A 13,873-nucleotide genomic window follows, 5' to 3' on the forward strand; every position below is an offset into this window, starting at 1 on the left:
TATTTTTTATTAATTTGAAAACTTTAACACATAGATAAATCGAAGGAACATATAGTAAGCTATATAAAGACGGTATAGAATACGTTAGCACTATTGATAATATTATCATTATGAGTGCGATAATTTCCTCTTTCATGAATCTATATACGGTCCTAAATTTTTATAATGACTCGTAAAGAATATTAATATGATCACTGCTTGGATGACGTAAGTAATATAGAAAAAGAAGCTGAAAAAATAGTAAGAAGTATAATAAATATTCAAGATAATGAAACTGCTGAAGTGATTATAAGAGCGATTCGTTCAACTGGAGATTTAGATCTAGTGGGAACTTTAAGAATATCTAAGAATGCTATAAAGAATGGCATAAAATATGTAAAAAATGGAGTTTTAGTAGATACTAGAATGGCTAAGGTGGCTTTAGGAGATATAGCTATATATAGAGAGCCACAACACAGGAATTCAAGATATTATTCCCAGGATCTTATAGAAAATTACAAGGATTACATTAATAATAGAATAATTATGATAGGTACAAGTCCTATTGCTCTCATAACTCTTAATAAAATGATTAAAAACAATATAGTAAAACCTTCTTTAGTAATCGCTGTGCCAGTAGGCTTTGTTAATGCTCTAAAATCCAAGATTGAGCTAAGTAATCTAGACGTGGAGTATATAACAAATATAAGCGTAAGAGGCGGTGTAGCTTTAGGCATATCGATAGTGAAAGCCTTGGTGAAACTTAGTGAGTCTTGAAAAATTTCTTTCTTCTGTTTTATTTTATACCGAAAAAGGCGATCCATTACCAGTAGCATTTGAAAAAACTAAAAAGATTCATAAACTTAAAATGGATTATGATCATGTTTATGAAATTTCAAGACTTTTGATATTGAGCTATTTTGCTATTAATAGTAAGAAGAGGTCACAGAAGGTTAAAGAATTTTTAGCAAAAGGGCCAAAACCAACTTTACCGGAATGGATGAGGAATAAACTTTCAATATATATGAATATTCAAGATTTAGAGAAATCATTGTTAACTAGAACAGTATGGTTTAGGCCAAATAGCTTAAAAAAAGATCCAGATAAAATTCTTACTTTCTTAGATATGCAAGGAATAAAATTTGAACGTGATAGAGATTTCCCGTTCTTATATAAACTTTTAGAAGGCAATATAAGAAAAACTGAAGAATTTAGAAATTTTGATGTTATAATTCAAGATAAGGCTAGTGTAGCTGTAGTAATGTCATTAAATCCAGAAAGAAAAGAAAGAATAATAGATTTGTCTTCAGCGCCCGGATTAAAAGCTCAATTAATTCAAGAACTAACTGAAAATAGTGTTAAGCTATTCTTAGCAGATTTAGATACTAAAAGATTACTTAAAGAGAAATATTTATTGCGAAAATACGGAGTGAATATGGATAATATAGAGTTTAATTTACAAGACTCATCATATAATTCGTTTTTAAGATCCGATAAAATTCTTCTTGATGCTCCATGTTCTTCGTCAGGTATGATTTCAAATGAGCCAGTGATTCTACTTACATTAAAAAATTCTGAAAAAATTTATAAATATAGTAAAATTCAAAATGATATTTTAATGAGCTCAGAAAAGATCAACGCAGATGAACTTGTCTATTCTGTTTGTTCCATATTTCCTGAAGAGGGAGAAGATCATTTCAATGTATTATACGACATAGCAGAAAAACCTTTAAATATAGGCTATAGCGGATATCCGTCTAAAATATCAGATCGATCAATAAGATTTTTCCCAAACGTTCATTCTACTGAAGGTTTTTTTATAACAAAACTAAATTTAAACAAACTAAAATGAGTGTAAGAATTCCTCTAAATTATAATCCTAATAGTCCTGAATTATCTAACTCAAAGAGCGTGAAAAAGGAAATAATGAAATTTGGATATACAACTGGGACATGTGTTGCCGCTGCGGCTAAAGCATGTGCTTTTGCTATAGTTGAGAAGAAGATTGTTAAATCAGTTACAGTAAGTACTCCTATAGGGTTAAGACTTGAAATACCAGTCAATTATGTTAAGATCGACAATGAATGGGCTGAGGCTAGTGTAACTAAGAATGGCGGAGATGATCCAGATGATACTAATGGTATGGAAATAATAGTAAAAATGAGAATTAATGGTGATAATGGGTATCTAACAATAAGAGCAGGTAAAGGTATTGGAATAGCAAGAAATAAAGGTCTTCCCATAAATGAAGGAGAACCTGCTATAAATCCTGTTCCTAAAAGACAACTAATAGACAATTTGACAGAGATTTTAGGAAATAATTTTGGAGCAGAGATAATAATAGAGGCACCTAATGGGGAAAAAATTTCACAAAGAACATTTAATCCTAGACTTGGAATTGAAGGGGGAGTATCAATTTTAGGTACTAGTGGTATTGTGAAACCTATGAGTATTATTTCATGGTATGCATCAATGGTAGAGCAACTAGACGTTGTAAAGAAAAAGGGTTTTGAGTCAGTTGTCATGGTACCTGGAAATATAGGTGAGACGGCTGCTAGAAAGTTGCTAAATGTAGATAAAGACTCTATAGTCCAAATGGCTATATTCGTAGGCGGAATGATAAAAGCGGCTACTAAGAGAGGGTTTAGAGAAATCGTATTGTTTGGACATATAGGCAAAATGGTAAAAAATGCTATTGGAATATGGAATACTCATTATAAATATGGGGATGGAAGAATAGAAACCATAGTAGCTTATTCTGCAAAACACGGAGTTCCAAATGACGTATTATTGAAAATTTTCGAATGTAAAACTACTGATGATGCAGTAAATATTTTAAGAAATTATAACTATTTTGATATATTTAGCGATATAGCGAATAAAATAGTTTATAATGCAGAAAATCTTATTAATAATAAAGCTAAAATATATACAATTCTTATAGATATGAAGGGAGAGATAATTGGATATTCTAAAGACAGCAAAAAATTCTTATATTAAAATTTTAGGTGCTGGACCAGGTAATATAGATTACTTTACATTCAAATTGATTAAAGAAGTAAAATCTGCAGACATTATAGTAGGCGACAAACGAATTTTAGAACTAATAAAGTTCATTACAGATGCACAGTTAATATATTTAAGATCAGATAAAAATTTTTATAATGATATAGAGAATATCAAAAATCTTTCAGGAAATGTAGTTGTGCTATCTACTGGTGATCCTATGATAGCTGGATTAGGAAAATTCTTCGACAATAGTGAAATAAATCCCGGCATAAGTTCTGTTCAATTGTGTGCATCCATTCTACATAAACCTTTAAACGAATCTGCAATAATATCAGTGAGATACGGTAATAATTATGATAAAATATTAGCAGCAATAAATTCTGGATTTAGAGTTTTCATACTTCCTAATCCTTATTTAGATTTGAAGGAAAATATTAGAAAGATATTATTATTAGGTCTAGACCCAAATAAAAACGCAGCTATATGTAATAATCTAGGTTTACCAAATGAGGTAATAGTAAAAGGAAAAATTGGCGAACTTATGCAGCACGATATAAATGGGCTAAATATTATTTTTATTGAACCGTGAGATATTATTAAACTTAATAATTACAGTATGAGACCACCTATTTTTGATATTCTTTTTAAGTTAGATACACCACCTGCTACCTATTGGTTAGAAAGTAGTAATGGAAATATTATTCTTAAGTCAGATATGATAAGACAACCATTTGTTCAATTATTTCCAGAACTGAAAATAGAAAATAAAGAATGGATATACCAAAGGGGTAATTCATTAATAGAATATAAATCTGGCGATACAACGTTAAAAAAAGTTGAAGAATTTCCAGGGGATGTATATTATGTATATATTGATGATAAAATTGAATATATAAAAAAGATTAAGGACTCGTACATTTTTCAAGATAACGTATATACAAACCTAATAAAATACTTAGATAAACTTATTCTTTATAATAATAAAGATTTTCTTCTTATTTATAGAGGAAAAATATTAAATTTCGAAAAACCCAAATCTATAAACGTTTCTAAAAATAACATATCATTAGTATATGATGGAATGACAAAGGTTATAGATAACGATCTTAATGTAGACAAATATAGTTTCGAAGGATATGTTTTAGGAAAGGCTAGTAAAGGACTAATTGTAAAATCTCTTTCAAATAAAATATTACTAAACGGCAATGTAATAGGTTATTGCCAAGATTTAACAGCGTTTTTGGGAGAGATCTCGAATAATATTATAATATTATGTGGTCCTATTCCAAAAATATATAGGGAAAATGGCTGGATGCAACTAAATATAAGCAGTGTTGAATATAGAAGTTTTATAAACTCAAATTTTATGATACTAGGAAATCACGATAAAACGCTAATATTTGATAACCAAATTAATCTTATATATACTCTAAATCCATCAGTTGTAATAGCAGACAGTAAAAAACTATATGCTTTCTCTGATTCTCATTATTTTGGAGTTATTAATACGTTGGAAATTAAGGACATTATAAAAATACTTAGGCATAAGAATACTTCAGAATTTCCAATTAAATTAGCTTTTAATAAGTTTTACGATATTTCATATGATAAATCATTTCTTACTATTGATAAGAAAGAAAAGGATAATAACGTAATTATGTATTTAGAACCTAAAAAATTTGAAGACGGTGAAGTAAAAATATTTTTGCAAAATCCTTTTTATCATGAGACATATAGTACTTATGTCGAATCAGAAAAGCCTCTAGTTAATTTTAATGGAAAAATATTACATGCTAATAAAGGAAAAGTTATTAATACAGATTTCAATGCATTGCTAGAAGGATATCTGGACTATAAAATACCAAGTAGGTTCAAAAATAAATTAAGGCTATCAATAGGGAAAAATAATATTTATTATGATATTTCTTCTAAAAATGGACAAATTTACGTAAGTGAACCAATAGATCTAACTAATTTTGAGGATAATATAATATTATCTATATATATAGAAAGGGAAGATTTAAGTATTTTATTAAAGGAATTCCTTTTACCTATAGTTAGAGTCGAACCAAACTCTGATATAACTAGAATAGCATATAATTATGATAATATTAGAAAAGTTATTTTGAGAGAAGAAAATGGAAAATTTGTATGGGATAGAGTATTTTTATATCCTAACTTTGCAAAAGGGATATTGGTTGCCCCTGCACATTCTTCTCTATATATTAATAATTCTAGATATTATCTTAAAAAGGGTATAAATGAGATTTGTACAAAAATTGACTCAAATAAAAGATGTTTTACAGTAATAGGAATAGATAATCCAATAGAGAAATTACTATATAAAGTTGAAAGCAACTACTTAATTATCACACCAATTATCAAATATTATTCTCCTATAGAAGTATATTATGGACTTCATGTTTATAGAGGTTTTCCAGTTAAAATAATCTTTCCTATAGATCCCGCATATAATACTGTTGTTATTAGAGCGTATATAGGAAATAAAAAATTTGTTCAAAAATTTACATTAGATTCTCTAAGAATTAGCTTAAATGTAGCTAAAATCTTATCTAACAAACTCTATGAGTATATGCATAGTTTCGGAATACTCTAGCTGTCTTAAAACATTTTTAAGATTATATGGAAAGAATATTAGATCAGTATTTTCTTTATGGTGCTAATATTACTATTAAAGATGTAAATGGAATTGGACTCTATATAATTAAAGATCCCGTATTAGATTTTAAAGATAAGAAACTTGCAGAGAAGTATATACGAGATATTCATGAAAAAGGAATAGGGTATAATTATACAAAGATAATAGAATACCTAAGTGACTTTCATTTAGATCAGTCTAAATTAGAAAAAATAGCCTTTTATGTTTTTAAGAAGCTAACTTATGACGATTTAACAGTTCCATACTTTGATACAAAAATTGAAAGAATAGAGTGCTATAGCTTAAATAAACCTGTATCAGTTATACATTCTTCATATAAAAAATATGGGAGACTATATACAAACATAATATTTAATTCTACAGAAGAAATAAGGTTCTTATTAACTAAATTTGGTAAAGATACAAGCTCAAAAAAGATAATGAGTATTGGAGAATTTTATACTTATGAAAATAATAAAATCTTATACTATTTTGATAATAACCTAATAAATTTTGAAATTATTAAGTCGTATGAAGAGCAACCTATAATAATAAATGTTCTAAGAAACAACAACATAGATTGCAATACTTTATCTTATTTATGGGAAACTTTAGAATATAAACCATTTTATATAATAATAAGTAATAAAAACAAAGCATATTATCTATTTAATTCTCTCCTTTATCTTTTACCTCAGTATATTAAGATAGCTACTATAGAAAGATATCCATTATTTAACTTTAAAGATAGAACGTGGCTTACGTTTCATATATCAGCACAATATAAGTCAAAACTAATTTCAAGTGTAAGCAAATATGAACCAGATTTTGTGCTCTTAGATTTAGATCTTGATTATATCGAGAGTTTACTAAAATATTTTCCAACTCAGTCTGGATTACTGATGTTCACTAACTTAGATTCTATTTCAAATATAATGAATCTTATCTCTAATTATCTTTCTCGAAACTTAGAAAAAATATTTGTAAATAAGTTAGACGGAATAATAGTTTTTAATGATAAACTTAGAATATTTGAAAAATATAAATTAGGTAATAAAGTTAGATTTAAAGAAATTAAAATTCCTGAAAATTTAAATGAGCTCGGTATTACTCCACAAATCAGAAACATATGCAGAAGATCTAGAAACAGCTATAATGATATAATAAAAAATATTACTATAAAATCAGAAATACTTAGAAAAATCGAAAATAATAACATAATAGATAATTCACAGATACAAGAAATATTACTTCAATACCAACAGTAATATGGAATAAATCTATTTTTTAGAAAAGCAATTAATACTGATTCTAAAATATTTATAATTAGATAAAATATTAAAAGTTTGAATATATTCTCTAAGCTAATATCTTTATATTTTATGTCTATAGAATGATAACAATGTCTTATCATAATAGAAAAATTTTTCCATTCTTAGATGATGAAATTTTTGAAAATTTAGATATTCCAGGACCTACTAAGCAGGAAATTAGAGTTATATCTATAAGCAAGATGAATATATTCCCAGGGTGCAAAACTTTAGAAATAGGAACTGGCACCGGCTCTGTATCGGCTGAATTGGATAGATTAGGTTGTTATGTTATTTCAATAGACAAAAACAAATATATCGAAAAGATATCGCATTTTAATAATGTTGAATATATTCAAGCTCACTCTGCTTTTATGTCCTATAGAAATTCTATATTTGATAATGTATTTATAGGAGGTACAGAAAATTTGGAAGATAGTATAAAATTAGCTCATCAAACTTTAAAATATGGTGGGAAAATAGTTATAAATATCTTTACTTTAGAAACTCTTTCAAAAATTCAGGAATTAGTTTCATCCATATTTCATAATTTTAATGTATTAGAGGTGATAATTATAAAAGGTAAAAATATAAAGAATCATACAATGTTCTTGGCCCAAAATCCGATATATATAGCTTATGCAGTTAAATCTTGAGACTTAACTACAAAATCAATAATATTTCCCTTTTCTAATCCGTCTAGAATTTCCTCTCCTTTATTTGTCAATCTATAGACTTTATGAGAACCTTTAGAGTATATTGTCTCTATTAATCCTAATTCTTCTAGTATGTGAAATGCCGCTAGTATTTCATACCTTGGTAATTTTGTTTTTACTACTACTTCACCCGGATTTAATGCACCGTCTTTTATTGCCTCTAAGATAATTTTTAGCTCGTACATTTATCTAATCTCTTTTATCTATTTAGTTTAAAAGCACTTAGCCATAGTTAATAGCTTGAAAATTTTAGATTATATTAGCTAATATTTCTTACTATCCGATAACTTGTCATTCAAGAAAATAATATAATTAAAAGCGAAGTTTTATGAATGATTTTTGTGTACTATTCCTCATATAATAATTTATTAATATTTCTCGCATATTATATTCTTTCCTTTTTGATCATTTTAAAGATTATAATTTAGGTCTTTTGTAACTTATTTAAACTAGTAACAAAAGGTACACATGTATGAAATGTAGTGGAGATTATATACTACAAAAATTAAGTAACGAATATATTATCAATCCAAAGGACTATGTTGCATATGATGTATGGTTAAAATATAAAGACTGTTTTAAGGTTTTGATAGCTACTCTACTATCTCAAAACTCTACTGATAAAGGAACGTATAAGGCTTTTTACAATTTAGAAAGTAAAATAAGTGTAGATCCAGATAAACTATCCAAGGCTTGTATAGAAGATATAGAAGACGCAATAAAATCTATAGGTATATACAAGATAAAATCGAAAAGAATACATGAGATCTCACTCATCATTAAGGAAAAATATAAAGGTAATCTAGATACTATCTTAAATTTATCTCCAGACGAAGCTCGGAAGGAACTTATTACGTTGCCTGGAATAGGTGAAAAGACAGCAGATGTAGTTCTTCTAACTTGTAAGAGCTATCCTTTTTTCCCAGTCGATACTCACATTAAAAGGATAGCAAAGAGATTAGGAATAGAGGGTAATACCTATAATGAGATATCGTGCGCCCTTAAACGCATTTTTAAAAAAGAAGATTATCTTAAGGCGCATCATTTATTAATAGCGCATGGAAGAAATACGTGCAAGGCAATAAAACCATTATGTTCGAGGTGTAGTATAAGTGACTGCTGTGAATATTTCCAAAGAAATGTTAGATCCTAGCTTACTGATTCCGCACGAAGATGTTTCCAAATATAGACTATTTGAAATTATATCACGCATAAAAGATACAAGTTTTATGTATCCAATAATAGTAGATAAATCGACTTATCTAATCTTAGATGGACATCATAGATATTATGCAAGTCTATTTTTAAAAATTAGGAAAATCCCTGTTCTATTAGTAGATTATATGGATTCAAGAATAAAAATTGAAAAATGGTTCAGAGAAGTAAAATCTCCAGAATTGGCTAAGAAAATATCTTTACAATTGCCAAATGACGGTGATGTGTGTATAAACATTTATGGTGCAAATTTTTGTTCTACTTCAATTTATTCATTATTTTGGAAACTTCATTGGCTAGAAAATAAGTTAATGTATTTAGGTATTAAGGTAATCAAAAATACAAAAAACGGAATAGAACCGCCTTCTATATCAAAGGAATATGTAATTAGTGTTGCCAATAATGGGCTAAGATTTCCTCCAAAAACGACTAGACATAACTATGAATTTATTATCCACTATGAAAGAGTAAGACTTAATGAGTTTATTTGATACAATAGTTCAGCTTCTAGTGTTTATAATACCATCATTGATATTATTGTATCAATTTATATTCTTTAATATTGGGAGAAAAAGAGTATATACCGAAGTTAATTTAAAAAATGTCCCGTTTCTTTCAATTATTGTTCCTACAAAGGGAGAAAATGTAGGCGTTATTCAAGGTTTATTGGATAATCTTTCAAAAGTCGAATGGGATAAGTCTAAAATGGAGATAATAATAGTATCTGATGATAGTAAAGAATATTTTGATAAATTAGTGGAAGCTTTACATTTTCCAGAAGGTCTTGAAGTTAAACTTTACAATAGGTTGGGCCATGAGAAAAAAGGATATAAGAGCGGTGCGTTAGCTTATGGATATGAGAAAAGTAAAGGCGATTTAGTAATTACATTAGACGTTGATGCTAGACTTAATAAAGATTCGTTACTGAAAGCTTACTCGCACATGATAAGTTACGGATGTGATGCTGTTACTATGAACTGGATAGGATACACTACAAATCAGTATTCTACATTAGCCAGAGGATTAATAGTTTCTACTCTAGTTGCAGACTACTCTATTCTAAATGGAAGAGAAAAAAGTGGGCTTAAAATATTTCCAGTAGGTTGCGGAACATTATTTAAAAGAGAGGCTATAGAGAGTGTAGGACCATGGGATTATAGTATGATCCAAGATGATTTAGAAATAGGTTCAAGACTAATAAATAAAGGAAAAAGAATATGCTCTTCTGATTCTCCAGTTTTGGTAGAGGTACCAGATAATCTATTTGCTTTTTATGTCCAACAAACCAGATGGGCAATGGGAAGTACTGAAGTTCTTATTAGGCGATTTAAGGAAATATTAAAAAGTAAATCAAATCTAATACAAAAGATCGATATGATATTATTTTTATCACAGTATTTCCCAATAGCATTAACATTTATAGTGGCAGTAATACTGCTCTTTTATTCCTTTATAGGTTATGGTGATCCTTTAAGGACTCCATTAATTTTAGTGTGGCTAATAGCGTTATCTCTTTATGCAATAGGGTTTATTTCTATAGCTAAAAAGCTTGGACTAGGTTTAATACAAAGCTTAAGAGCGTTAGGTAAAGTGTCAGCATATACTGTATCTATCTCTCCATTCGTATTATTAAGTTTATTTAAGGCATTCGCTAAAAAGAGAACATATATAGTCACACCCAAGGGTAAAACTAGTAAATCCAATATTGTGTATATAATAGGCGCATTAGGTTTTGCTTTTTTGCTTTCTTCTATAATATATTTAATTAAATATGATTTATTTAGTGGTATATGGATGCTTTATTATTCTTCAGCGTATTTATTCACATTCTTTACCTATAAAAATGAGCTTTAGTACAAATTTTTTTAACTGAGCCCAAATCATTCAATGTTAGAATGATAAGTTACGCAAAAGGTTATTCTGATGAAGAGGTGTTTTCTCTATTAAGGCCATACGTAGTCTCATGGTTTAGAGAAAAATATTCTACATTTACTCCTCCTCAACGTGCTGCTATACCTTTGATTAAAAATGGAACAAATACTCTAGTATCTAGTCCTACTGGAAGTGGGAAAACTTTATCTGCTTTTTTAGGAATTTTAGATACCTTATTAGGCTATGCTGAAAATGGAAAATTAGAGGATAAAGTATACGCAATTTACATTTCTCCACTTAGAGCCTTAAATAATGATATGTATAAAAATATAGTAGAACCATTGGAAGAGATATATAAAAGAATAGATTTCCAACAAAAGATAAGAGTTGGAATAAGAACTAGTGATACGAGTTCATATCAAAAACAAAAAATGTTGAAAATACCTCCTCATATTTTAATAACTACTCCAGAATCTTTTGCGCTCTCATTGGTTTCTCCAAAATTTAGCCAGAAATTAACTGAAGTGAAATGGGTGATAGTAGATGAAATTCATGAGCTTGCTAATAGCAAAAGAGGTGCATATTTATCAGGATTTCTAGAGTTATATCAAAATATTCTAGCTAAAAATAATTTTGCTAGAATAGGTTTAAGTGCTACAATCTCTCCTCTAGAAGAAGTAGCTAAATTCCTTGTAGGTAAAGACAGTGATTGTAAAATTGTAGATGCAAGATTTGTAAAAGACATTGATATAAAAGTTATATCTCCTGTGAGGGACTTAGTACATGCTTCGGAGTCACAGATAAGCAATGGGATATATAATACAATGATAGATGAAATAAAAAAACATAGTACAACTTTAGTATTTACTAATACAAGAAGTGCAGCAGAAAGAGTATCTTACAAGTTAAGGAAAATTATAGAACAGGAAAACTTATTCGATGCCGATATGGTAGGTGCTCATCATAGTAGTCTAAGTAGAGATTTACGTTTAGATATAGAAAATAAATTGAAAGAGGGTAAATTGAAGGTAGTTGTATCTTCGACTAGCCTTGAATTAGGAATAGATATAGGTTATATAGATCTTGTATTATTGTTAGGTAGCCCCAAGAGCGTTAGTAGACTATTGCAAAGATTGGGTAGGGCTGGTCATCATATAAGGAGTATAAGTAAAGGAAGAATAATTGTAGTGGATAGAGATGATCTGATAGAATGCAGCGTATTAGCTAAATTAGCTAAAGAAAGAAAAATAGATAAAATTCATATTCCTAAAAATCCTTTAGACGTTCTATCTCAATTAATTATTGCCGCTTCATTAATGGGTCAAGTTAATGATAAGAAACTGTATGAAATACTTACGAAATCTTATATTTTTTCGGAACTTAAATATGACGATTATATTGCAGTTTTAAACTATTTAACTGGAAAATATGAATTAGAAAGTAAAAATGTTTATTCAAAGATAAGAATTGATGATGCAATAAAGCCAAAAAGAGGATCAAGAATGATCTTTTATACTAATAGCGGCACTATACCAGAAGAATCCTTAATACCAGTATTTACAGAAGGAAATAAGTACGTTGGAAATTTAGAAGAGGAATTTGTAGAAATTTTAACACCTGGCGATATTTTTGTTCTAGGAGGAAAAACATATGAGTTCATATCAAGCAAAGGTAATAAAGTAATAGTAAAGGCTGCAGAAGGTCAAAGACCTACAGTTCCTAGTTGGTTTTCAGAGATGCTTCCACTAGCCATTGATTCGGCAATAGAGGTTAGTAAATTTAGAGGATTGATAGCAAACATGATAAAACAACAAGCTAAACAATCAGATATAATAAATTATATTTCAAAAGAATATAATATATCAAAATATGCGGCCGCTTCCATTTACGAATATGTACTAGAGGAATATTTATTTACTGATGGAAAGGTTCCTAGTGATACGCAAATTTTAATAGAAATCTATGATGATGAAGAAAATAGAAGAAACTTTATATTTCATGCCTTGTATGGAAGGAGAGCTTTAGACGCATTATCTAGAGTCCTTGCCTCTATATTAAGTGATGATCTTTCTACTGATGTAAGGATTTCAGTTACTGATAATGGCTTTATATTGACAATCCCTACGTTAGAAAACTATGACATATTCAAGATTTTTGATAAAATAGATCCTGAAAAAATGTATGATAGTTTAAGTAACGTTATACTAAGAACAGAAATGTTAAAGAGAAGATTTAGGCATACAGCTGAACGTTCATTTATGCTTCTTAAGAGATATAAAGGAAGAGAGACTAACTTAGATAGAAGACAATTAAACTCAGAAGTATTACTAAATGTTGTTAGAGAGATAGATAATTTCCCTGTTTTAAAGGAAACAATAAGAGAAATACTAGAAGACTATATGGATATTAAAAGCGCTATTAATATAGTTAAAAATATAAAGGAAAATAAAATAAAAATTGTAGTAATAGGACCCAATAAGATTCCTAGCCCATTTGCACATGGCATAATAATTAAAGAACATGCAGATGTAGTGCTAGCAGAGGATAAAAGGGAACTAATAAAGAAGCTGCATGATAAGGTTATACAGTTTCTTAGAAATAAGGGATTCAATATTGATCTCAATTATACCGAGGTATGAGTATTTATACGCTTTAATACATTTTTTAGAGACAATTATCCATGGAATATTCCAAAATTTCATATTATAAATGTCGAAATCACTTGGCTCACACATGCCTCTATGAGTATGGACTATAGCATTCAAATTATAATGTTTAAGATAATTGTATAATTGTTTAGGATCCATTATGAATTCGTAATTATTTTCAGATATATTCCTTATTTCTATAAATTCATTATCTACTATTATTCCGCATCTTTCTTTCATTCTTAGATAAAAACTCTAAGTACGGGATTTTTAGGATATCTATTAAATTCTTACTTATTCCTAAAAAACATAACAAAGATTTGTTTAGAATATCTTCAATATATTTTTAGTAATATTCAATATATATTAAATAATTAGACCAATACTATAAACTATTCAAAGGCAAATTAATTAAATTTTATTAAAATTAATGAACTTTTAGAAAGTAAATCTTGAAATTTATCT

12 protein-coding genes are annotated in these 13,873 nt (G+C 28.4%); 11 read left to right on the plus strand and 1 reads right to left on the minus strand.

Going from position 1 to position 13,873, the window contains the following annotated elements:
* The first annotated feature begins 198 nt into the window (after positions 1-198).
* The 7 genes from DFR85_RS24460 to DFR85_RS24490 all read left to right on the plus strand — a co-directional run bounded on the left by DFR85_RS24460 (position 199) and on the right by DFR85_RS24490 (position 7,613).
* On the plus strand, positions 199-756 hold the full coding sequence (locus DFR85_RS24460; RefSeq protein WP_110270525.1) for a precorrin-8X methylmutase: 558 nt from the start codon (positions 199-201) through the stop codon (positions 754-756).
* Positions 746-1,831, plus strand: a complete 1,086-nt coding sequence (locus DFR85_RS24465) for an RsmB/NOP family class I SAM-dependent RNA methyltransferase (protein ID WP_110270526.1) — start codon at positions 746-748, stop codon at positions 1,829-1,831. The genes DFR85_RS24460 and DFR85_RS24465 overlap by 11 nt, the downstream gene beginning before the upstream one ends.
* Positions 1,828-2,979: a cobalt-precorrin-5B (C(1))-methyltransferase CbiD gene (gene cbiD / locus DFR85_RS24470; protein ID WP_110270527.1), complete on the plus strand. Its 1,152-nt coding sequence runs from the start codon at positions 1,828-1,830 to the stop codon at positions 2,977-2,979. The genes DFR85_RS24465 and cbiD overlap by 4 nt, the downstream gene beginning before the upstream one ends.
* Complete coding sequence (gene cbiE, locus DFR85_RS24475) at positions 2,942-3,577, plus strand: precorrin-6y C5,15-methyltransferase (decarboxylating) subunit CbiE (RefSeq protein WP_110270528.1); 636 nt, start codon at positions 2,942-2,944, stop codon at positions 3,575-3,577. Before cbiD ends, cbiE begins: the two co-directional genes overlap by 38 nt.
* A gap of 27 nt (positions 3,578-3,604) precedes the next feature.
* Complete coding sequence (gene upsX / locus DFR85_RS24480) at positions 3,605-5,605, plus strand: protein UpsX (RefSeq protein WP_110270529.1); 2,001 nt, start codon at positions 3,605-3,607, stop codon at positions 5,603-5,605.
* 26 nt (positions 5,606-5,631) lie between these two features.
* A complete protein-coding gene (locus DFR85_RS24485; protein ID WP_110270530.1) occupies positions 5,632-6,915 on the plus strand; it encodes a hypothetical protein in 1,284 nt (427 codons plus the stop codon).
* A gap of 134 nt (positions 6,916-7,049) precedes the next feature.
* On the plus strand, positions 7,050-7,613 hold the full coding sequence (locus tag DFR85_RS24490) for a methyltransferase domain-containing protein (RefSeq protein WP_246252855.1): 564 nt from the start codon (positions 7,050-7,052) through the stop codon (positions 7,611-7,613).
* On the opposite strand, the gene DFR85_RS24495 is transcribed toward DFR85_RS24490, so the two are convergent.
* Entirely contained in the window at positions 7,595-7,858 is a 264-nt protein-coding gene (locus DFR85_RS24495) for an SSO5209 family protein (RefSeq protein ID WP_110270531.1), read from the minus strand. The genes DFR85_RS24490 and DFR85_RS24495 overlap by 19 nt on opposite strands.
* A 287-nt stretch (positions 7,859-8,145) precedes the next feature.
* On the opposite strand from DFR85_RS24495, the gene DFR85_RS24500 reads away from it, so the two are divergent.
* The 4 genes from DFR85_RS24500 to DFR85_RS24515 are packed head-to-tail and all read left to right on the plus strand — an operon-like array spanning position 8,146 to position 13,399.
* Positions 8,146-8,826: an endonuclease III domain-containing protein gene (locus DFR85_RS24500; RefSeq protein ID WP_110270532.1), complete on the plus strand. Its 681-nt coding sequence runs from the start codon at positions 8,146-8,148 to the stop codon at positions 8,824-8,826.
* The gene (locus DFR85_RS24505; protein ID WP_162582737.1) at positions 8,786-9,379 is read left to right on the plus strand and encodes a ParB N-terminal domain-containing protein; all 594 of its coding nucleotides are present in this window, start codon (positions 8,786-8,788) and stop codon (positions 9,377-9,379) included. Before DFR85_RS24500 ends, DFR85_RS24505 begins: the two co-directional genes overlap by 41 nt.
* Positions 9,366-10,742 carry a glycosyltransferase family 2 protein gene (locus DFR85_RS24510; RefSeq protein WP_110270534.1) on the plus strand — a complete coding sequence of 459 codons (1,377 nt, stop codon included), beginning with the start codon at positions 9,366-9,368 and terminating at the stop codon, positions 10,740-10,742. The genes DFR85_RS24505 and DFR85_RS24510 overlap by 14 nt, the downstream gene beginning before the upstream one ends.
* A gap of 44 nt (positions 10,743-10,786) precedes the next feature.
* Positions 10,787-13,399: an ATP-dependent helicase gene (locus tag DFR85_RS24515; protein WP_432417928.1), complete on the plus strand. Its 2,613-nt coding sequence runs from the start codon at positions 10,787-10,789 to the stop codon at positions 13,397-13,399.
* Positions 13,400-13,873: the final 474 nt, after the last annotated feature.

It is taken from the genome of Acidianus brierleyi (genome assembly GCF_003201835.2).
GTDB classification, from domain to species: Archaea; Thermoproteota; Thermoprotei_A; order Sulfolobales; family Sulfolobaceae; genus Aramenus; species Aramenus brierleyi.

Bases quoted from the DNA above. Each gene is read 5' to 3' on its own strand.
- cbiD (WP_110270527.1), top strand. From the start codon at position 1,828: ATGAGTGTAAGAATTCCTCTAAATTATAATCCTAATAGTCCTGAATTA.
- upsX (WP_110270529.1), top strand. From the start codon at position 3,605: ATGAGACCACCTATTTTTGATATTCTTTTTAAGTTAGATACACCACCT.
- DFR85_RS24485 (WP_110270530.1), top strand. From the start codon at position 5,632: ATGGAAAGAATATTAGATCAGTATTTTCTTTATGGTGCTAATATTACT.
- DFR85_RS24490 (WP_246252855.1), top strand. From the start codon at position 7,050: ATGTCTTATCATAATAGAAAAATTTTTCCATTCTTAGATGATGAAATT.
- DFR85_RS24495 (WP_110270531.1), bottom strand. From the start codon at position 7,858: ATGTACGAGCTAAAAATTATCTTAGAGGCAATAAAAGACGGTGCATTA.
- DFR85_RS24500 (WP_110270532.1), top strand. From the start codon at position 8,146: ATGAAATGTAGTGGAGATTATATACTACAAAAATTAAGTAACGAATAT.
- DFR85_RS24510 (WP_110270534.1), top strand. From the start codon at position 9,366: ATGAGTTTATTTGATACAATAGTTCAGCTTCTAGTGTTTATAATACCA.